Origin of the sequence: Aquimarina atlantica, assembly GCF_000626715.1 — a bacterium.
GTDB lineage: Bacteria > Bacteroidota > Bacteroidia > Flavobacteriales > Flavobacteriaceae > Aquimarina > Aquimarina atlantica.
Map to the genome: position 1 here is coordinate 344,973 of NZ_AQRA01000003.1, position 21,730 is coordinate 366,702.

The window sequence follows — 21,730 nt, forward strand, 5'->3', positions numbered from 1 at the left end:
ACCCATTCGCTATGATTTATTACGAGTGGGTTTTATGTTTTCTTTTAAATAATATACTTAGTGTATTGCGATTAGATTTTGTCATTAAAAAAATTAATTAGATATAATACATTAGAAAAGAACAATAATTGTATAAAGAAATTTCTTTGTAGAGTTTTATGTTTTTTTAATTAAGAAAAGAAATAGGCCTTCTAAAAATATTAATATTTGCATCTTTGTATTTATGACAGGTACCGTTTATAAATCTACAGGAAGTTGGTATACCGTAAAAACTAATAACGGAAAAGTATACGAATGTCGTATAAAAGGAAAATTTAGGATTAAAGGTATCAAAAGTACCAACCCAGTTGCAGTAGGGGATCTTGTGGATTTTAAATTAGAAACTAAAAATGATCAGGAAACGGGAGTTATCGAATATATTCACGAAAGGCATAATTACATTATTAGAAAATCGGTAAATCTGTCAAAACAAACACATATCATTGCTTCCAATGTAGATGTGGTGTTTTTATTAATAACCTTAAATAATCCAACAACATTTACAACATTTATAGATCGATTTTTAGTTACGGCAGAAGCTTATGGAATTAAAGCAGTCTTGCTTTTTAATAAAATAGATACATATAATGAAGATGAGCTTCTGGAGATTAAATATCTGGCAGCGATATATAGAAAAATTGGATATGAATGTATAGGGATATCAGCAAAAACTGGTAAAAATGTAGACAAGGTAAAAGCAATAATGAAAAATAAGGTAAGTATGTTTTCTGGCCATAGCGGGGTAGGAAAATCTACTTTGGTTAATACTATTGCTCCAGGTTTGTCATTAAAAACAGCCGAAATAAGTGATCAACATCAACAAGGTTTACATACTACTACTTTTGCAGAAATGTTTGATCTTAATTTTGATGCCAAGATTATCGATACACCGGGGATAAAAGGTTTTGGAGTTGTTGATATGGATAAAGAAGAACTGGGAGATTATTTTCCCGAATTCTTCGAGTTAAAATCTGATTGCAAGTTTAATAACTGTTTGCATATTAACGAACCAAAATGTGCTGTTAAAGAAGCATTAGATAACGAAGAAATTGCCTGGTCTAGATATAAAAGCTATCTGCAAATTCTTGAAGGAGAAGAAGAACACTACAGAAAAAATAATTACGACGACGAATAATTTTCGCAATCCACGGCAGTAAAACAAATTAACTTTCTAAGTTGTAATAAATCAGTGGATAAGAAAGTAAAAAAAAAATTCTCAGTTCCGAAAAATGAAACTCAAACACTGTATACTTGTGCCATAAAGTTGTTAGTTAAAATAATTTTTAGAATTGTTTAATATAATAATTGAATGAAAAATACGCAAACAAAGTACGTTATTCTATGTCAAATGGATAGAGTAATAAAAAAGCTTTTGTTTTTTAAAATCAATAATGAGTAAATGAGGGCAGTAATTCAAAGAGTTTCTGAGGCATCGGTACATGTCGAAGGCAAAATGGTTTCAAGTATAAATCAAGGTTTGCTTATTCTAATAGGAATAGAAGAAAAGGATTCACAAGAGGATATAGATTGGTTATCAGGAAAAATATCTCGCCTTAGGATATTTGCAGATGAAGCCGGTGTAATGAACAAAAGTATATTAGATATAGATGGAGATGCTATAGTGGTAAGTCAATTTACACTGCATGCCAGTATCAAAAAAGGGAATAGACCCAGTTATATTAAAGCAGCCAAACCAGACATAGCGATTCCTCTCTATGAGAGTTTTGTGCAACGATTTGAGTTGGATTTAGGAAAAAAAATAGGTACAGGTGTATTTGGAGCTGATATGAAAATATCATTACTTAATGATGGGCCTGTTACCATAACAGTAGACACAAAAAACAAAGAATAAACTACCCCCTAAACTAATTTTTATGTTACAAAAAATACTACTGGTTTCAGTTGTGCTTACACTATTTTGTATTGAGCAAACCTCTGCTCAGAGTGATCTAAGGCTACAAGCAGTACTCTTAGACTCTACACTTACCAAAAATGCTAATGCTATTGTAAGATCCGAAGAAGTTACTATCGAGATAAAATCAATAAATTCTATGATTGTAAAAACCAAAAGAATTGTTACCGTACTAAATAAATATGGAGATGGATATGCTGATTCTTATGAAGGGTATAGCCCATCTACAAAAATTAAAAAATTAGAAGCTATAGCTTATGATTCTTTTGGTAAGGAAATTAGAAAATATAAAAAGAAAGATTTTAAGGATAGAAGTGTTTCTGATGGGATATCACTAATGAATGATGATAGAATAAAATATTTTGAATATACTCCTTTAAATTACCCTTATACACTTGTATTTGAAAGTGAGGTTGAAAGCTCAACTACAGCATTTATAAAGTATTGGAAACCTATTTTGGCATATCGATTAAGTATTGAAAAATCCAACTATAAGATTTTAAATTCATCAAAAATCTCAATTAGATATAGAGAAACAAATTTTGATGATTATCCGGTTAAAACAAATAAGACCGACCTGGAAACTTCGTATTCCATTTCTAATATCTCAGCACGATTACCCGAAGTATATAGCCCTTCTCTTAATAATATGACACCAATGGTAAAGGTGGCATTAAACGAATTCTCATTAGAAGGAGTTAAAGGCGCAGCTACGGATTGGAAATCTTTTGGAAAATGGAAATACGATAAGCTAATATCTGGTAGAGGTAAATTACCTCTTGAGACTATTGAAAAAATAAACAAACTGGTTGCGAATGCAAAAACTAAAAAAGAGAAAGCTAAGTTGATTTATGAATATGTGCAAAACAAAACCAGGTATATAAGTATACAATTAGGTATTGGAGGTTGGATACCATTTTTGGCAGAGGATGTAGATCGATTAGGATATGGAGATTGTAAAGCATTAACAAACTATACTAAGTCTTTGTTAGATAGTCAAGGTGTGAAATCTTATTATACGGTTGTTTATGCTGATGAAAGAAGAGATATTGACTCAGAGTTTGCATCAATGCAAGGAAATCATGTGATACTCAATATACCAGATGAAGAAGAGGATCTCTGGCTTGAATGTACTAGCCAGACTACTCCATTTAATTTTATAGGTGATTTTACTGATAATAGAGATGTACTGGTAATTACTCCCGAAGGGGGAACCATTAAAAGAACCAAGAAATATGAACCAGAAGAAAATATACTTCATACTACGGCTACAGTTAATCTTGAAGTAGATAGATCCATGTCTGCAACTGTAAAAAGAATATCGCAGGGACTTGAATATGACTGGAATTATAACATCCAGTTCGAAACACCAAAAGATCAAAAATTATATTATAAAGAATTTTGGGGATATATCAATAATCTGGAAATCGGTAAAATAAATCTTAATGATAATAAAGACGATATCAAATTTACAGAAGATATAGAAATCTCTTGTGTTTCTTATGCTAAAAAAGTAGGAACCCGTTTGTTAATATCTCCTAATCTTTTTAGTCGAGATCAGATTAATCTACCTAAATATGATACCAGAAAAACCCCTTTGGTAATATCAAGAGGATATGTAAATACAGATGAATATATCATTAATTTACCTGATGGATATATGGCAGGAAATTTACCTGAAAAAAAATCTATTGAAACTGTATTTGGTAGGTATAGCTATGAAGTTGAAAAGATTGATGATAAGCAACTTAAATTTAAGCGATTTTTAAAAATTGTTGATGGCACATTTCCGAAAGAAAAATATGATGAATATAGAAAGTTTAGATCCGAAATTAAGAAAATAGATAAATCAAGAATTGCATTAAAACAACAATAAATAACCATCTCAATGAAAAGTATAAACACATTACTATTAGGCCTTATACTGGTAGTTTCTGCAAGCAGTTTTGCACAGGAATATAAATACGGAAAAGTATCTAAAGAAGAATTAGCAGAGCAATCTTACCCTATGGATAGTACAGCTCATGCTGCTGTTCTTTACGAAAAGAAACATGTATATATGAATTACAGTCAATCTCAGGGTTTTCAATTGATTACCGAGGTGTATAAAAGAATCAAGCTATACAAAAAAGATGGATTTGATTATGCAACAGATGAGGTGTTTTTATATCATAAAAATGGCGAAGATGAAAAGATAGTAAGCTTAAAAGGGATTACCTATAGTTTGGTAAATAATAAAATTGTAGAAACCAAACTTAAAAAGGATGGGATTTTTAAAAACGAATATTCTAAATATTACGATCAAGTAAAATTTACAATGCCCTCTTTACAAGAAGGCTCGATAATTGAGTATAAATATAAGATCATTTCACCATTTGTATACAATATGGATAGGATCTATCTGCAATATGAAATACCAATCAAAAAACTCGATGTAATAGTTGAATCCCCAGAATATTTTATATTTAAAAAGTTTACATCGGGATATCTTCCAATTGATATTAAAGAATCTAAACATAATAGTAAGATTATGTTAACGTCTAAAACCAGAACAAGTAGTGGAGGAGTTATGGGGGGAACAGTAAAAACACAATATTCAACCAATGATGTTGATTTTAAAGTTATTAAAAATACGATTAACTCTACCAATATCCCTGCTTTTAAGATAGAGCCGTTTTCTGGAAATGCGAAAAATTATATTTCGAGTATAAGCTATGAATTATCTAGTGTTAATTGGCCAAATAGACCTGTAAAATACTATTCTACAACTTGGGAAGATGTAGCGAAAACAATTTATAAGAGTGGTAATTTTGGTGAAGAATTGAAAAAGAAAAGTTATTATGAGGAAGATTTAAAAGCTGTAGTGTCGCGTTCAGAAAATCAAACAACCAAAATGATGAAAGTATTCGATTATGTGAAAAAAAGAATGCGATGGAATGATGCATATGCTGTGGGTACAAGTGTGGGAGTCAAAAAAGCATATAAAGAAAAAACAGGTAATTCTGCAGAAATTAACCTAATGCTTACTTCTATGTTATCACATGTTGGCCTGGATGCTAATCCTGTATTAGTAAGTGCAAGTAACAGGGTTATTGCTTTGTTTCCTACTGTAGATGGATTTAATTATGTGGTATCCAGAGTAAAATTAGCCGATGGTAGTCATGTTTACCTGGATGCTACAGATAGGTATGCTTTACCAAATGTGTTACCAGATCGGGTAATTCGTGGATCTGGGAGAGTAATTTCTAAAAATGGGACTTCGCAAAGAGTAGATTTTAGACCAAAAAAACCTTCTTTAAAAAGGTATAGTGCACAATGTCAGATTGATAAAGATGGAGTTGTAAAAGGGAAATTTAACGTTCGTCATATGGATTATTTTGCTCATGATTTTAGGATAGAAAATGAAGCAAAAGATGATGAGAGTAAAGTAAAGCGTTTTAAGAAAAGGTTTGACTTGGATGAAATTGAAGAATATACTGTTAAAGGTATAAATGAAGCCGGGAAAGGAGTTAGCGAAAGCTTTAATTTTATATCTTACGACCAGGTAGAATCTATCGAAAATGAGATGTATTTTTCTCCGTTGTTATTTTTAAGGGATAAAGAAAATGTATTCAAATCTAGCAATAGAGAATACCCAATAGATTTTGGTTATGGGTTTACCAACGCCTATATGTTGAGTATTAAAATCCCTGAGGGATATGAAGTAGCCGAACTTCCTAAATCGGGAGCTTTTAAAATGCCAGAAAATATAGGTGCTTTTTCATTTAGGTCAAATATAGCTAATGGAATGATACAGATTGTGGTTAATGAAACTGTTAATGTTGCTTTTCTTCCTTCCGATTATTATTTGACATTAAAAGAGTTTTATAATCAAGTTATTGAAAAAGAAAATGAACAGATAGTTCTTAAAAAAATATAATTATGAATATTCAGGATGCCCAACGTGCTGTAGATGATTGGATCAAAAATCATGGAGTGCGATATTTTAATGAATTAACCAATATGGCACAACTTACCGAAGAAGTAGGAGAAGTTGCCAGAATTATTGCACGACGTTATGGCGAACAAAGTGAAAAAGAGAGTGATAAAAATAAAGATCTAGGAGAAGAATTGGCCGATGTTTTGTTTGTGGTACTATGCTTGGCTAATCAAACAGGAATTAATCTTCAGGAAGCTTTTGATAAAAAGCTGGATATTAAGACAAAAAGAGATCACAATCGTCACCATAACAACGAAAAATTAAAATAATGTTTACATCAATTCTTTCGTCAAAAAAGTATTGGTCCTCTGTATGCTTTATAGGACTTGGCTTTATAATTATTTTTAGTGTTATTGAATATTTTATGCAATACAGCAGTTCTACTTGGAGTACTTTTGTAGAAGAAAGAATCAATCATCAACAATGGATTAGATATATGATATCTCGAATAGTAGGAGGGTTAGTATATGGGATGATTATGGGATATTATTTTGAATTAAGAAAAAGGAAATCAAATCGATAAAATGAATTTGAAATTAGAACGCATCCCCAATATAGAAAGCAATACGCTACAAATTACGGGATCAAAAAGTGAAACAAATAGATTATTAATACTCCAGGCATTATACCCTAATATTGGTATCGAAAATGTATCCAATAGTGATGATTCTGAGTTAATGCAAAAAGCATTGAAGAGTGATGAAATTATTGTAGATATTCATCATGCCGGTACTGCAATGCGTTTTCTTACGGCGTATTTTGCTGTTAAAAACGGTAGAGAAACCATACTCACAGGGAGCAAAAGAATGAAAGAAAGACCAATTAAAATATTGGTCGAAGCATTAGAACAATTGGGGTGTGAGATTGGTTATGAAAACGAACATGGGTACCCCCCGATACGCATTAAGGGAAAGCGACCCGAAACAAATTCTGTCTCTTTACAAGCAAATGTGAGTAGCCAGTATATTTCGGCATTAATGTTAATTGCTCCTTCATTACCTAATGGGTTAGAAATTGTATTAGAAGGAAAAGTAACCTCTGTGCCTTATATTAATATGACATTAAGTTTGTTAAGTGATGTTGGTATTAAAGGTGTTTTTAACGACAATAAAATTACTATTAACCCTTGTGATAAAATTTCTCCAAAAAATATTGTAGTAGAATCAGATTGGAGTTCTGCTTCCTATTTTTATAGTATTGTTGCGCTTTCTGATAATACATCTGTCACTATTGGAAGTTATAAAAAACAGAGCTATCAGGGAGATGCTAAACTTGCCGAAATATATAAAAGCCTGGGTGTAGAAACTACTTTTGATCAAAATACAATTACCTTAAAAAAGGTGTCGGGTAAACTTAACAAACTTGAAGAGGGATTAGATTTGTCTAATTCTCCCGATACTGCTCAAACAATAGCTGTAACTTGTTTTGGATTAGGTATTGGATGCTATCTCACTGGTTTACATACATTAAAAATAAAAGAAACAGATCGCCTGGAAGCTTTAAAAAATGAGATCGAAAAATTGGGAGGACAAGTACATATTACCGAGAACTCTCTTCGCTTAGAACCTTCAGAATCCATAAAAAAAGATGTAACTATAGCAACGTATCATGATCATCGTATGGCTATGGCATTTGCACCTCTTGCACTTAAAACATCATTATATGTCGAAGATGCTAATGTCGTTTCTAAATCCTATCCCGATTTTTGGTTAGATTTAAAGAAATTAGGGTTTAAAATTTTAGAAGCGTAAAAGAGATATAACAGGATAGTTGATACTAACTTAGATATTTTGAAGGTAATTTTTATGCGATAATTTAAAAACAGCACCTCTGTATATGTAAATATATTCTAATTTACTTGACAACCCCTATTGCAAGATTGTATATTTGCACCTTCAAAAAATAAATACGAATGAAGCTATCACATTTCAATTTCAATCTTCCACAAGATTTATTGGCTGAGTACCCAGCTGAAAACAGAGATGAATCTCGCCTAATGGTTCTTAATAGAAAGGATCAGACCATAGAGCATAAACAGTTTAAAGATCTTATAGATTATTTTGAACCAAATGATGTGATGGTTGTTAATAATACTAAAGTTTTTCCTGCTAGATTGTACGGTAATAAAGAGAAGACAGGGGCTAGAATTGAAGTATTCTTATTACGTGAATTAAATTCTGAAACAAGACTTTGGGATGTACTTGTTGATCCAGCTAGAAAAATACGTATTGGTAATAAACTGTATTTTGGAGATGATGAGAGTTTAGTGGCAGAGGTAATCGATAATACCACATCTAGAGGACGTACACTACGTTTTTTATATGACGGTTCCTACGATGAATTTAGACAAAAACTTAACGATCTGGGAGAAACACCTTTACCTAAATATATTAAGAGAGATGCAGAACCAGAAGATGAAGAAAGATATCAAACTATATATGCTAAAAATGAAGGAGCTGTTGCTGCCCCAACTGCTGGACTTCATTTTTCTAAGCACTTAATGAAAAGACTAGAAATCAAAGGAGTTGATTTTGCAGAAATCACATTGCATGTTGGTTTAGGAACATTTAACCCTGTTGAGGTTGAAGATTTATCTAAACATAAGATGGATAGCGAAGAAGCTTATGTTACTGCTAATGCTGCTAATACAATTAATAACGGGATAGCAAATAAAAGAAGGATTTGTGCTGTCGGAACCACAGTAATGAGAGCTCTTGAAAGTTCGGTGTCATCAGAGAGAACTTTAAATGAGTTCAGAGGATGGACTAATAAATTTATTTTTCCTCCTTATGATTTTAGTATTGCAAATTGTATGATTACGAATTTTCATACGCCTAAATCTACTTTATTAATGATGGTATCTGCATTTGCAGGACATGATTTTATTAAAGAAGCGTATGAAGAAGCGGTAAAAGAAAAATATAAATTTTATTCTTATGGTGATGCTATGCTAATCATATAAAAATAAAAATGAATATTATTAAAAACCCTGCTAGATCCTAAATTTAGTAGGGTTTTTTTGTATGTTTCTAGAAATTAGCTTATTAAATTGCGTTTTTCGCAAAAAAAGTGCTATTTTCGAGGCCTTAAAAAATTATGGTAAAACCGTAATTGGTTTTAAATGCCAAAAATCGATATTAATTGATTTTTGTCGAAAAACATGCTAGATGAGGCTTATAAACGTACTTTTTATAAATTTGTACCGTTTTTTTTGTATGTTCCAATTATAAAAAAAGAACTAAACCTAATTATAGAATGAAAAGAGTAATTTATTATGTAGCATTTTTTAGTACTGTTTTTTCTTATGCCCAAACCAAGGTTGGTAACATTAGCTTTAACGACGTTGATGTTTTTGAAAAATCAGAGTTAATGCTTAATGGTGCTGGATCTACAGAAAAGTTATATGCAATGGCATTATATTTAGACTTTGAGGTAGATGGTGTAGAGGATGGGGTAATGGTAGCAGAAAAAGATGTTACTATGGCGATTACTATTAAAATTATTTCTTCAATTACCGATAGTGACTTTAAGAATATTATAAGAAATGGTTTAGAAAGAGCTACAGATGGTAATAGTTACTTGTTAGAAAATCAAATTAGAGACTTTCTTAATCTTCTTCCTAATGAGATAGATAAATTTGATATTTATAAAATCTTGTATGTTAAAGGAGGAAAATTAACTCTTTATAAGAACAAAGAATTATTGGGAACAATAAATAGTAAAGAGTTTAAAAAGGCCTTATTCAAAATTTGGTTAGGAGAAAACCCTATTGATGAACAATTAAAAGAAGACTTACTCGCATCTTATGAGCCCAATCCTATATTAGGAAGATGGAAAACATATGATAAAAAAACAGGGGTAGCTATTAGTATTGTTCAGTTATATATTATAGATAATAAAGTGTATGGTACCATACAAAGAATGATGCGTATATCAGAAAGAGATGCGATCTGTTATGAATGTGAAGGTGCAGACAAAAATCAAAATGTAGAAGGGTTAGTTATTTTAAAAGGATTAAGATTAAAAGGAGATAGATATGTAAATGGAAAATTTACAGATATAAAAAATGGTAGAGTTTCAGATTGCCAAATATGGATTGATGAAGACGAACCAAATATACTTAAGGTGAAGTATAAAGGAGGGGGAGGAGTCCATGAATGGAGAAGAATTAAAAAATAAGGATATCTTAAAATAATACTAAGAACCCCTGGATATTTCTCCAGGGTTTTTTGATTGCTATAATAAAGAAAGAAGATGTAGGTTACAGTACCATTTATCTTTATACTTTTGCAGAAGTTATGAATGTGAAGAAAAAAGACATAAGAACCTTAACTAAAGATCAGTTACGACTTTTCTTTGAAGAAAATGGAGATAAATCTTTTAGAGGGAATCAGGTTTATGAATGGCTATGGAGTAAAGGGGCTCATAGTTTTAATGACATGACTAATATTTCTAAAGCCACTCGAAAAATACTGGAGGAAAATTTTGTGATCAATCATATTCGGGTTGATCAAATGCAAAGAAGTACAGATGGTACAATTAAAAATGCAGTAAAATTACATGATGGGTTAGTAGTAGAATCAGTACTAATTCCTACTCCGACCAGAACTACGGCATGTGTATCATCCCAGGTAGGATGTAGCTTAGATTGTAAATTTTGTGCAACAGCTCGGCTAAAAAGGATGAGAAACCTTAATCCCGATGAGATTTATGATCAAGTAATGGCTATTGATAAAGAAAGTAGACTATATCATAATCGTCCTTTGTCGAATATCGTATTTATGGGCATGGGAGAACCGTTAATGAACTATAATAACGTATTAAAAGCTATTGATAAAATCACTTCCCCCAAGGGATTGGCAATGTCTCCCAAAAGAATTACATTGTCTACTTCTGGTGTGCCCAAAATGATTAAAAAAATGGCAGATGATGGAGTGAAATTTAAATTAGCAGTCTCATTACATTCTGCAATAGATGAAATAAGAACATCAATAATGCCTTTTAATGAAACATTTCCACTTGTGGATCTTAAAGAAGCTTTAGAATATTGGTACCAAAAAACAAAAAGTAAGATCACTTATGAATATGTAGTTTGGAAAGGAATAAATGATAGAAAGGAAGACATAGAAGCTTTGATCAAGTTTTGTTCCTATGTTCCTTGCAAAGTAAATTTAATCGAGTACAACCCAATTGATGATGGAGCATTTCAACAGGCATCAAACAAAGCAATCGATAACTACATTAACGCACTAGAATCTCGTGGAATTGTTATTAATGTTCGTCGCAGTCGCGGAAAAGATATAGACGCAGCTTGTGGTCAGCTAGCAAACAAATCATAGAAGTACTCATTGTATGTATCAAATTAAAGGTAATATTCTTGATATATAGCAATATCGGTTTCAGAGAAAAACTATTTTACATTATCTTCGCGTTACTATAGAAAACAGAATCAAGTACAGCATATTGAAAGTTGTAGAACAAATAAAATTACCGATCATTGATGAGATGGAACTTTTTGAGCAAAAGTTTTCAGAATCGATGACCTCTAAGGTAGCCTTACTTAATAGAATTACACATTATATTGTAAATAGAAAAGGTAAGCAGATGCGACCTATGTTTGTTTTTCTGGTTTCAAAAATGATATCAGGAGGAGAAGTAAACGAACGAACATATCGAGGAGCTTCAGTGATTGAATTGATTCATACCGCAACGTTGGTTCATGATGATGTCGTAGATGATTCTAATCAAAGGCGAGGCTTTTTTTCAATAAATGCCTTATGGAAAAACAAAATAGCAGTTTTGGTAGGGGATTATCTATTATCAAAAGGATTGTTACTCTCTATTGATTATGGGGATTTTGATCTTTTAAAGATTATTTCGGTAGCCGTTAGAGAAATGAGTGAAGGAGAACTGTTACAAATCGAAAAAGCTAGAAATCTTGATATCACAGAAGAGATATATTATGAGATCATCCGTCAGAAAACAGCGACATTAATAGCAGCCTGTTGTAGCTTGGGAGCCTGTTCTGTAGCTCCCGATTCTGATGATGTTGAAAAAATGAGAAAATTTGGGGAACTTATCGGAATGGCTTTTCAGATTAAAGATGATTTATTTGATTATGGAGATACAGCTATAGGAAAACCCACAGGGATTGATATTAAAGAACAAAAAATGACACTCCCTCTTATCTACACACTAAATCACTGTACTAAGGAAAAAAAGAAATGGCTGATTAACTCGGTAAAAAATCATAATAAAGATAAAAAGAGAGTTAAAGAAGTTATAGACTTTGTAAAAGTAAGTGGAGGATTAGAATACGCTATTAAAATAATGCACCAATTTAAAAACGATGCACTTTCTATCTTATCAGAATATCCCGATTCAGATTACAAATCTTCTTTAGAACTTATGGTTGATTATGTTATCGACAGAAAAAAATAATTAGAGGCTTTTAGTATTAAAGAAAAAAAGTATGTAATAGGCTTATAGTAAGCTTGTTAATAAAAAAAAGATATCGATTAACTCTAAATATTTATAATACCCACTAATTTATTTTAAATACGAGGCAACCTTTTTATTTTTATTCTCGTCTATGTAAATAGAAGATCTAATTAATTGATTTTATATTGAAAGTTATTCAATTTTATAAAAGCGAAACCCAACTTATTAAAAGGGCAGCAAAGCAGTATCGCGATGCACAGCATCAGCTATACAATCGGTATGCCCCCAAAATGCTTAGTGTGTGTAGACGATACATTAAGGATATTCATTTTGCAGAAGAAGTAATGCTTGGCGGGTTTTTAAAAGTTTTTATGAATTTGAATAAGTTTAAGTTCGAAGGAAGTTTTGAAGGATGGATACGAAGAATTATGATTAATGAATCGATCTCTTTTTTAAGAAAAGAAAAACAAGTTCTTTTCACCGAAGAAATGGCGAGCTATACAGAAGAGTCCTGGAACAATATTAATACAGAATTAGAAATAGACCAGATTCAGGAATTAATAGATAGTTTGCCAGAAGGATATAAAATGGTATTTGTACTATATGCTATAGAAGGATACAAACATAATGAGATAGCTAAAATGTTAGAGATTTCTGAAAGTACATCAAAATCTCAACTATTTAAAGCTAGAAAAACGTTGCAACAAAAGTTAAACCAACAAAATAAGATAAGTAATGGCGCCATTGAAATTTGAAGAAAAGATGAAAGATAAGCTAGAACAGCGCGCTATACAGCCTTCTAGTGATTCCTGGGAGCGATTAACAACGCAATTAGATAGTGCAAAAAAACAGAAAAAAGAAAGTAAAAAAGTCCAGTGGTATAGTATTGCTGCCATTTTTGTGGGAGTCTTGATTCTGACTTCGATACTAATGAATCAAAACCCGGTTTCAGAACAAAATAACACCCAATTTGTCGATAACGGTAATGAGGTTATAAAAAAAGAAAATATTGAGGTGGTCGAAAATAAGGATATCCAACAAAAAAATATAGAAAAAAATAATTCTAAAATTGTTGAAGAAAGCTCGACACCTGATAAGATTGCAACACCATCTCTTAAAAAGAAAAATGTTCCTTTAGAAATTATAATCCCCGGAGATAAGATTGCAAAAAAAATGTTAGAAAATAAAAAGTACGATACTGAGTTGGTAGAAAATGGCAGAACTATCGATAGGACTAAAAATAAAGTTTTACCTGTAGATTCTTTGATCATTGAAGATAAGGTGGCGGGAGTAGTAGCACAAATTCAGGAACTTCAAAAAAACAATGCCCAAGTAACTGATGATGAAATTAATGCGTTATTACTTGAAGCTCAAAGAGAAATTTCAACAGCAAAAATATTAAAATCTAGTACAGTGAGTGCATCAAACCTTCTGCAAGATGTAGAAGCAGAACTTGATGAAACTTTTAAACAACGTGTTTTTGAAGCGCTTAAAACAGGTTTTCAAAAAGTTAAAACAGCTGTAGTAGAAAGGGATAATTAAAATCATTCATCAATCAAACAATCCGCAATCTCCCGGGTATATCCAGGGAGGTTGCAAATAAAATTCAAAAGACAATGAAGACAATAGTTACAATAGCCACATTTGTGGCCATGACACTCTTTGTTCAATTATTAAATGCTCAAGAAGAAGAGAAGAATCAAACTATAGAACGATTAGTACAACAAAAAGAACGTGTTGTTAATGCAGAAAAAGAAGCATTAAAAAAAGAAGTAGAAAAAATTAATGAAAGGCTGGTAAATGACGAAATAACTAAAGAAGATGCACAAAGACTTAAAGAAGCAGCAGCAAAAACCCATGCTCTTAATATTGAAAACAAAATCGCTATTTTAGAAAATAAAATAGCACTTTTAGAACGTAATGGCCAAGATGCTACCGAGTTTCTGGAAGTAGACTGGGAAGAAGGGTTTACTTTCTGCGGAATCAATTTTGGATCTGGCAAAGATAGAGAGATACCATATGATAGACGTACAACATCAAATTTAGTAATTGCTTTCGGACTTAACAATGCAATTGTAGAAGGACAATCATTAGATGATTCTGATTATAAAATTTTTGGAAGTAGGTTTTTCGAAATTGGTTGGGCCTGGAAAACAAGAGTATTTAAAAATACAAACTTCCTGAGAGTTAAGTACGGGATTTCGTATACTTCTAATGGTTTAAAGCCCACAGATAATAGATATTTTGTAGAAAATGGTAATCAAACCACATTAGAAGAATTTAGAGTAGAATTAGATAAGTCCAAATTTAGAATGGATAATCTTGTCGTTCCTGTGCATCTTGAATTTGGACCATCAAAAGTGACGGAAACAGAAAAAAGTATACGATATTCTACTAGAAATAGATTTAGAATTGGTCTGGGAGGATATGTTGGAGCAAATATAAGTACTCGCCAAAAATTAAAATATAAAGAAAATGGCGATCGTGTTAAAGATAAGATCAAAAGAGATTATAATACCAGTGACCTGGTATATGGATTAAGTGGGTATATTGGTTTTGGAGATATGTCTATATATGCCAAGTATGATTTGTCTCCGATTTTTAAAAATGCAGAGATTGAACAAAATAATGTGTCGTTAGGATTGCGTTTTGACTTTTAATCGATAAATAAATTGATACAGTTACCTGTATATTTTATAAAATTAACAGACTATAATAGATAAAATAGTTTTTTGTTAATGAAGTAGGAGCAAATAATGATTATTTTAAAAGAGCGATATAACTATATCGCTCTTTTGTTTTTTTTACTATATGAACTATTTAAATTATAATTCTTAGACCTTTATTTTACTAATATCCTATCAAATCTATATGGTTAACCGATATGTTTTTAATGTTAAATAATTTACTAATAATAAATATTTGTTAAATATATAAATAGAGGCATTCCCCTTAAATTAATTGTGGTTTTAGCGTAACTATTTGAATGTAAGTATTTTATGACAATTTATTTTTTTGTTTCTAGATGAAATATTCTATATTTATCCAAGTCATAATTGAAATAATTCTTTCCAAAAATTAAATAGCGATTCTACATTTTTTGCCTCAAAATGTAGACGTTACTACTTATGTTGAGATTGGTGCAAAATTGAACAATTAACCAAATTTCACTCATATGAAAACTAAATTTTTTTATTTAACATTATTCATGTTTTGCAGCTTCGGGCTGCTAGCTCAACAAGGGGCTCCTGTTAAAGCCAATGCCGTAAGTAAATCGGTTTATAAAAAGGATATCCCGGCACTTTCTAAAATGAAAAACATTATTTCTGCTAAAGGATTAGAACATGATGCTCCACCTAAGCGTAGAGGAAGTAATACTTTTGTTCCGGGAAAAGGTTTTCCTAAAGGAAATGACCCGCTTATCGAGCAACAAAAAAGTGCTAGTAAAATGGCAATTCGAGCTCCGATAGCATCTTTTGATGCTCATGTAGGAACAGTATTAAATGATGCAACCGGGGCTATTGGCCCTAATCATTATGTGTATGCATTTAATTCTGGTTTTGGTATCCTGGATAGATCAGGTAATGTACTAGTACCCGAGGCTTCTTTGGCAACTTTGTTTCCGGGAGAAGATTTAGGAGATCCAGTGGTGGTATATGATAATTTTGCCGATAGGTTTATTATCATGGAGTTTAGTAACACGCCAAATGGATTTTTAATAGCCGTTTGTAAAGGACCAGACCCAGTAAATGATGGATGGTCTACGTATAGATTTAATACAGGAACATTTCCTGATTATGAAAAATTATCTATCTGGCATGATGGATACTATATTACTGCAAACAAAGATCAAAATGCTCCAGATACTAACAATGTAGTATTTGCAGTAGAACGAGATAAGATGATTGCAGGAGAAGCATCTGCGCAGATGGTAAGTTTTCCTTTACCAGGAGCAGAAACCAACGGGTTTTATAGCCCAGGAGGATTTAATGCTACAGGTACAACACTTCCTCCTGCGGGTGTAGGATGTTCTATCGTATATATGCAAGACGATAGCTGGTCTGGAATTTCGACAGATCACTTAAAAATTTGGACAACCAATGTAGATTGGGCTACTCCAGCAAATTCTACCATTTCACAACCACAAATCCTTAATACAACTGCTTTTGATAGTGTGTTTGATAATGGATCTTTCCAAAACCTTGATGAACCAGGTAGTGGGCCAGATATAGATGCATTGCAAGCAACTATGATGTATATGACAAATTACAGACGTTTTGGTACACATAATTCTGTGGTCATGAACTTTGTGGTAGACTTAGATGGTACCGATAGCCTGGCAGGCATTCGTTGGTATGAACTTCGCCAAACTGCAGATGGACAACCATGGACTATTCATCAGGAAGGCACATATACACAACCAGATGGACTTAGTGCTTTTTGCGGAAGTATTGCTCAGGATTCTCAGGGTAATATCGGATTAGCATATACAGTAGTAAGTTCTAGTGTGTATACGTCATTACGATACACAGGTAGATTAGCAAGTGACCCGGTAGGAACAATGACTGTGGCAGAGCAGGTTTCTGCAGACGGAGATAGTCAAAATAATAGAGGTGATGGTCGTTATGGAGATTATGGTCAAATGACTATCGATCCCTTAGATGATAAAACTTTCTGGCATATCAGTGAGTATATGAAAGGACCATCTCCTAATGTGAGAAAGAGTCATGTTGTTGCTTTCAGAATTGAACCAGATACTCCGGATACAGAAGCTCCTACAGTTCCAGCTAATCTAACTGCATCTAATACTACCGATGTTTCTACTTCATTAAGCTGGGATGCATCTACTGATAATGTAGGAGTTACTGCATATGACGTATATCAGGACGGTACGGTAGTGGCAACTGTAGCTACAACTACAGCAGATATTACTGGATTAACAGCAAGTACATCTTATGATTTCTCTGTAAAAGCAAAAGATGCTGCAGGAAATGAATCTGCTGCAAGTGCAACACTAACCGTTACTACAGTTGCACCAGATACTCAGGCACCAACTGTACCTGCAAATTTAACCGCATCTAATACTTCAGCAGGTCAGACGACTTTAAACTGGGATGCATCTACCGATAATGTAGGTGTTGCAGGATATGATGTATTACAAGATGGAGCCGTAGTTGCTACTGTAACAACTACAACTACGGTAGTAACAGGACTTTCTCCTGAGACTACATATGAATTTAAGGTATTAGCTAAAGATGCCGCAGGAAATGAATCAGCTGCGAGTACACCAATAAGTGTAACTACTCTAGCTGCAACGGGATGTTTAAATGGAGTTGCTGTTCCATATAATGAAAGTTTTGAAAGCGATTTTGGAGGATGGACACAAGCATCAGGAGATGACCTGGATTGGTCAAGAGACTCTGGTGGTACACCTTCTAATAATACAGGGCCTTCTAGTGCAGATGATGGATCAACGTATATCTATGTTGAAGCTTCTGGAAATGGTACTGGATACCCAAATAAAAGAGCAATTCTTACTTCTCCTTGTATTGACCTTAGTGGTGCTACGGCGGCGGTATTCTCATTTAGATATCATATGTATGGCGCAACCAATTTTGGATCACTAGACGTTGAAGCGAGTAGTGATGATGGAGCTACCTGGACAAGTATCTGGAACAAAAGTGGAAACCAGGGGAACTCATGGCAAACAGCTACAATAGATTTAGCAGCGTATCTTGGAGTTGGACTAAAACTTAGATTTAATCGTGTAACAGGAAATACCTGGCAAGCTGATGCAGCAATAGATAAAATATCACTTACTAGTGATACTACAGGGAATTGTGCTACTGGTGATTTATCACTAAGTATAACATTTGATAACTATCCAGAAGAAACTTCTTGGACATTAACCGATGCAGGAGGTACAACGATAGCTTCGAAAAGTTATTCTACGGCAAATCCTGATGGGTCTACCGTTACAGAAACTATTAGTGCACCAGCTTCAGGAAGTTATACATTTACAATTTCTGATTCTTTTGGAGATGGAATTTGCTGTTCTTATGGTAATGGCTCTTATACATTATCAAGTAGTGCAGGTACAATTGCATCAGGAGGAGAGTTTACAAGTTCTGACGCTACAGAGTTTTGCGTTCAAGGTTCAAGTGTAAGGCTGGATACTTATGAATTAACAGATGTTAACTCAAATGACAAACGATTTATGTTGTATCCAAACCCAACTAAAGGTATTTTAAATATATCTGTTGGTAAGACACCAATCCAAAAACTAGAGATCTTCTCTATGTTTGGTCAAAAAGTTCGTAGTATTGATGACCAGGGAGTTAAGCAAATCGATGTAAGTAACCTTAATGCAGGAACTTATTTTGCAAGAATTACTGCTAAAGAAACTATAGTTACAAGAAGTTTTATTATAGCAAAATAATTTCTGAATACATAGAAAACTAATATATAAGAGGCTGTCTTTTTTAGACAGCCTCTTTTTTATTAAATCAAGAAAAGGACAGTGTCTCAGGAATTATATTATTTTTGCGTTGAGCTTGTTTATAGGTGAAAATAAACTTTTGTAGTAAGATTAGCAATAGAACACTTACTACTCCCTATTTAATTATATAATACTAGATAATGATTCATAAGTCCACTATAGATGCTGTATTCGAAACTGCTCGGTTAGAAGAAGTAATAGGTGACTTTGTGCAATTAAAAAAAGCAGGGAGTAATTTTAAAGGGTTAAGTCCTTTTAGTGATGAAAGAACACCTTCTTTTATGGTGTCTCCTGTAAAACAAATATGGAAAGATTTTTCTAGCGGAAAAGGAGGGAATGTAGTTGCTTTTTTGATGGAACATGAGCATTTTACCTATCCTGAAGCCATAAAATACCTGGCTAAGAAATATAATATAGAATTTCTGGAAACCGAACAAACAGATGAGCAAAAAGAACAAGCGAATGAACGAGAGAGTATGTATCTGGTTAGCGAGTTTGCCAATACTTTTTTTCAGAATTCTTTACTTAAAACAGAACAGGGAAAAGCTATTGGGTTAACCTATTTTAAAGAGCGTGGTTTTACCGAAGAAACTATAAAAAAGTTTGGACTAGGATATTCTCCTGATGTTTGGGATGCATTTACTGCCGAAGCTATTAAAAAAGGATATCAATTAGACTACCTGGAGAAAACAGGTCTAACTATAGTAAAAGAAGAAAAACAATTTGACCGTTTCAAAGGTAGAGTAATGTTTCCTATTCAATCGATGTCTGGGCGGGTCCTGGGCTTTGGAGGAAGAATCTTAACCAATGAAAAAAAAGCAGCAAAATATCTTAATTCTCCAGAAAGTGATATCTATCATAAGAGTAAAGTGCTTTATGGTATTTATTATGCAAAACAAGCTATTGCCAAAGAAGATAACTGTTACCTTGTAGAAGGATATACAGATGTTATTCAATTTAATCAAACAGGGGTTACTAATGTAGTTTCTTCATCTGGTACAGCATTAACACCAGATCAAATTCGGTTAATTAGTAGGCTAACTAAGAATATCACCGTATTGTTTGATAGTGATGCTGCCGGGATGCGAGCATCTTTAAGAGGAATTGATTTGATTCTTGAACAGGGAATGAATGTAAAAGTCTGTAGTTTTCCTGATGGTGAAGATCCAGATAGTTTTGCTAAACAAAATACGTTAGAAGAACTAAACTCGTATCTCGAAGAGAATGTTCAGGATTTTATTAGTTTTAAAGCATCGTTATTGCAGCAAGAATCTAAGAATGACCCTATTAAAAGAGCAGAACTGGTTAGAGATATGGTAACTAGTATTTCTAAAATTCCTGACGTGATCAAACGAGAGATTTATGTAAAAGAATGCTCTCGAATAATGGACGTTTCTGAAGATGTATTGTTTGATACTTTGGCGCAAATTCGTAATGTTGATGTAAAAGAAGATCGTAAACAGCAAAAACAGCATCAAAAATCCCTAGAAGTTGTAAAAACCGAAACCCATAAACAACCTAAAGTAAATAGGCAGTATGTATTAGAGCGTCATATAATAAAAGCTTTATTGATATATGGTGTTCAGGAGGAAGAGTTTGAAGATTTGATAATGAAAGAAAGTGAAGATGGAGAACTTATATTAGAGCCAGAAATACATAAAATAAAAGTTTTTGAAAAAATATATCTGGATCTGCAAGATGATGAAATCGAATTTACAGATCAGGTTTTTAAAGATATATATGCAATTTTGATCGAAGAGTTAAATCAGGTTGATGAGTTTAAAATAGATAGTTTTATTAATAAAATTCCACCAGAAATAGCTTCAGAGATTACAGAAATCATGATGAGAGAAGAACGTTATGAGCTTCACAGGTGGGTAGACATGGAAATTCATGTAAAACAAAAAACAGATTCTGTAGCAGAATATGTGAATAATATTATTCTAAGTTTAAGAGGTTTTTTAATCGATCAAAAGATAAAAGAGCTTTCACAAGAAGTGAAAGCTCAGAATCTTGAAAGTAATATGAATATTCTAGAAGATATTCGAGATTACCAAACCCTCAAAAAATTATTGTATAGAAAACTAAATCGAGTGATTTAACTTATATGCAATAATCTTGATTGATGGATTAAATCTGCTAGATTATCTACTTTTAATTTTTTTAGCAGTCGCGTCTTATACGTACTTACCGTTTTTTCATTAATAGATAATGTAGAAGCTATATCTTTATTACGTTTTCCAGAAGATAGTAGGTTGAGTACTTCTATTTCTCGGGAGGATAGTTTTTTATATTTTACAACCATATTATTTTCATTAGCATTTCCGTTTGCTAATTGTTGTGTAAGGTTATCATTTAAATATATACCACCCCTTGCAACGCGTTCTATTGCTTTTTTAAGTGTTTTTGTTGGTACTGTTTTGGATAAGTATGCCGAAGCCCCTGCTTTAATAGCACTTAAAGCATACATTTCTTCGGGATGAGAACTAAAAATAATTACTTTGATTCTAGGGAATTCTTTTTTAATAGTTCTCAATGCCATAATTCCATTGATCTGAGGTAAATCTAACTCCATAATGAGTACATCTGGAGTATTAGCTTTCAAAACATCATACATCTCGTTTCCGTTACTTACTTTGCCAATGATCTCATAATCTTCTGAGTTGCGAAATAAGGAAACGATCCCCTTCCTTGTAATTGGATGATGATCTGCGATTAATACGGTTGTCATTCTTGTTTACGATTGTTAATGTTAGTTTAATTTTAAGAGTGTAACATCTTAGGCTAGGGGTAATTTTTAAATCTTTGTGCAAAATTACTAAGAACTAGTCCTCGTAAACTTTTTTTTATGTATTTATCG

Annotated in this window: 17 protein-coding genes; 16 read left to right on the plus strand and 1 reads right to left on the minus strand. The window is 32.6% G+C overall.

Going from position 1 to position 21,730, the window contains the following annotated elements:
• Nucleotides 1-223: 223 nt before the first annotated feature.
• The 16 genes from rsgA (at nucleotide 224) to dnaG (ending at nucleotide 20,972) form a co-directional block, all read left to right on the plus strand.
• Nucleotides 224-1,174, plus strand: a complete 951-nt coding sequence (gene rsgA, locus ATO12_RS08140) for a ribosome small subunit-dependent GTPase A (protein ID WP_034241118.1) — start codon at nucleotides 224-226, stop codon at nucleotides 1,172-1,174.
• Nucleotides 1,175-1,438: 264 nt separating this feature from the next.
• A complete protein-coding gene (gene dtd, locus ATO12_RS08145) occupies nucleotides 1,439-1,891 on the plus strand; it encodes a D-aminoacyl-tRNA deacylase (protein ID WP_034241120.1) in 453 nt (150 codons plus the stop codon).
• Nucleotides 1,892-1,913: 22 nt separating this feature from the next.
• Complete coding sequence (locus tag ATO12_RS08150; RefSeq protein WP_034241122.1) at nucleotides 1,914-3,827, plus strand: DUF3857 domain-containing protein; 1,914 nt, start codon at nucleotides 1,914-1,916, stop codon at nucleotides 3,825-3,827.
• Between the two features lie 12 nt (nucleotides 3,828-3,839).
• Nucleotides 3,840-5,870: a hypothetical protein gene (locus tag ATO12_RS08155; RefSeq protein WP_034241125.1), complete on the plus strand. Its 2,031-nt coding sequence runs from the start codon at nucleotides 3,840-3,842 to the stop codon at nucleotides 5,868-5,870.
• 2 nt (nucleotides 5,871-5,872) lie between these two features.
• Entirely contained in the window at nucleotides 5,873-6,199 is a 327-nt protein-coding gene (locus ATO12_RS08160; protein ID WP_034241127.1) for a nucleotide pyrophosphohydrolase, read from the plus strand.
• The gene (locus ATO12_RS25790; protein ID WP_131248795.1) at nucleotides 6,199-6,453 is read left to right on the plus strand and encodes a hypothetical protein; all 255 of its coding nucleotides are present in this window, start codon (nucleotides 6,199-6,201) and stop codon (nucleotides 6,451-6,453) included. The genes ATO12_RS08160 and ATO12_RS25790 overlap by 1 nt, the downstream gene beginning before the upstream one ends.
• A gap of 1 nt (nucleotide 6,454) precedes the next feature.
• Nucleotides 6,455-7,681 carry a 3-phosphoshikimate 1-carboxyvinyltransferase gene (locus ATO12_RS08165; RefSeq protein ID WP_034241130.1) on the plus strand — a complete coding sequence of 409 codons (1,227 nt, stop codon included), beginning with the start codon at nucleotides 6,455-6,457 and terminating at the stop codon, nucleotides 7,679-7,681.
• Nucleotides 7,682-7,842: 161 nt separating this feature from the next.
• Nucleotides 7,843-8,892, plus strand: coding sequence for a tRNA preQ1(34) S-adenosylmethionine ribosyltransferase-isomerase QueA (queA, locus tag ATO12_RS08170; protein ID WP_034241133.1), 1,050 nt, complete (start codon nucleotides 7,843-7,845; stop codon nucleotides 8,890-8,892).
• A gap of 293 nt (nucleotides 8,893-9,185) precedes the next feature.
• Nucleotides 9,186-10,109, plus strand: a complete 924-nt coding sequence (locus ATO12_RS24700; RefSeq protein WP_051575690.1) for a chalcone isomerase family protein — start codon at nucleotides 9,186-9,188, stop codon at nucleotides 10,107-10,109.
• A gap of 119 nt (nucleotides 10,110-10,228) precedes the next feature.
• Nucleotides 10,229-11,269 (plus strand): 23S rRNA (adenine(2503)-C(2))-methyltransferase RlmN, encoded by a 1,041-nt coding sequence (rlmN, locus tag ATO12_RS08185; protein WP_034241362.1) that lies wholly within the window; start codon nucleotides 10,229-10,231, stop codon nucleotides 11,267-11,269.
• Between the two features lie 124 nt (nucleotides 11,270-11,393).
• Entirely contained in the window at nucleotides 11,394-12,371 is a 978-nt protein-coding gene (locus ATO12_RS08190; RefSeq protein WP_025665079.1) for a polyprenyl synthetase family protein, read from the plus strand.
• Between the two features lie 185 nt (nucleotides 12,372-12,556).
• Entirely contained in the window at nucleotides 12,557-13,126 is a 570-nt protein-coding gene (locus ATO12_RS08195; RefSeq protein WP_034241136.1) for an RNA polymerase sigma factor, read from the plus strand.
• Complete coding sequence (locus ATO12_RS08200) at nucleotides 13,107-13,913, plus strand: hypothetical protein (RefSeq protein WP_034241139.1); 807 nt, start codon at nucleotides 13,107-13,109, stop codon at nucleotides 13,911-13,913. Before ATO12_RS08195 ends, ATO12_RS08200 begins: the two co-directional genes overlap by 20 nt.
• A gap of 74 nt (nucleotides 13,914-13,987) precedes the next feature.
• Entirely contained in the window at nucleotides 13,988-15,031 is a 1,044-nt protein-coding gene (locus tag ATO12_RS08205; protein ID WP_034241141.1) for a porin family protein, read from the plus strand.
• Nucleotides 15,032-15,546: 515 nt separating this feature from the next.
• Nucleotides 15,547-18,810 carry a fibronectin type III domain-containing protein gene (locus ATO12_RS08210; RefSeq protein WP_117590014.1) on the plus strand — a complete coding sequence of 1,088 codons (3,264 nt, stop codon included), beginning with the start codon at nucleotides 15,547-15,549 and terminating at the stop codon, nucleotides 18,808-18,810.
• Nucleotides 18,811-19,010: 200 nt separating this feature from the next.
• Nucleotides 19,011-20,972, plus strand: coding sequence for a DNA primase (dnaG, locus tag ATO12_RS08215; protein WP_034241144.1), 1,962 nt, complete (start codon nucleotides 19,011-19,013; stop codon nucleotides 20,970-20,972).
• Here dnaG and ATO12_RS08220 read toward each other — a convergent pair.
• Complete coding sequence (locus ATO12_RS08220) at nucleotides 20,969-21,601, minus strand: response regulator (protein ID WP_024770694.1); 633 nt, start codon at nucleotides 21,599-21,601, stop codon at nucleotides 20,969-20,971. The genes dnaG and ATO12_RS08220 overlap by 4 nt on opposite strands.
• Nucleotides 21,602-21,730: the final 129 nt, after the last annotated feature.

Coding starts and splice junctions, on each gene's coding strand:
- rsgA (WP_034241118.1), top strand. CDS start 224: ATGACAGGTACCGTTTATAAATCTACAGGAAGTTGGTATACCGTAAAA.
- dtd (WP_034241120.1), top strand. CDS start 1,439: ATGAGGGCAGTAATTCAAAGAGTTTCTGAGGCATCGGTACATGTCGAA.
- ATO12_RS08150 (WP_034241122.1), top strand. CDS start 1,914: ATGTTACAAAAAATACTACTGGTTTCAGTTGTGCTTACACTATTTTGT.
- ATO12_RS08155 (WP_034241125.1), top strand. CDS start 3,840: ATGAAAAGTATAAACACATTACTATTAGGCCTTATACTGGTAGTTTCT.
- ATO12_RS08160 (WP_034241127.1), top strand. CDS start 5,873: ATGAATATTCAGGATGCCCAACGTGCTGTAGATGATTGGATCAAAAAT.
- ATO12_RS25790 (WP_131248795.1), top strand. CDS start 6,199: ATGTTTACATCAATTCTTTCGTCAAAAAAGTATTGGTCCTCTGTATGC.
- ATO12_RS08165 (WP_034241130.1), top strand. CDS start 6,455: ATGAATTTGAAATTAGAACGCATCCCCAATATAGAAAGCAATACGCTA.
- queA (WP_034241133.1), top strand. CDS start 7,843: ATGAAGCTATCACATTTCAATTTCAATCTTCCACAAGATTTATTGGCT.
- ATO12_RS24700 (WP_051575690.1), top strand. CDS start 9,186: ATGAAAAGAGTAATTTATTATGTAGCATTTTTTAGTACTGTTTTTTCT.
- rlmN (WP_034241362.1), top strand. CDS start 10,229: ATGAATGTGAAGAAAAAAGACATAAGAACCTTAACTAAAGATCAGTTA.
- ATO12_RS08200 (WP_034241139.1), top strand. CDS start 13,107: ATGGCGCCATTGAAATTTGAAGAAAAGATGAAAGATAAGCTAGAACAG.
- ATO12_RS08205 (WP_034241141.1), top strand. CDS start 13,988: ATGAAGACAATAGTTACAATAGCCACATTTGTGGCCATGACACTCTTT.
- ATO12_RS08210 (WP_117590014.1), top strand. CDS start 15,547: ATGAAAACTAAATTTTTTTATTTAACATTATTCATGTTTTGCAGCTTC.
- dnaG (WP_034241144.1), top strand. CDS start 19,011: ATGATTCATAAGTCCACTATAGATGCTGTATTCGAAACTGCTCGGTTA.
- ATO12_RS08220 (WP_024770694.1), bottom strand. CDS start 21,601: ATGACAACCGTATTAATCGCAGATCATCATCCAATTACAAGGAAGGGG.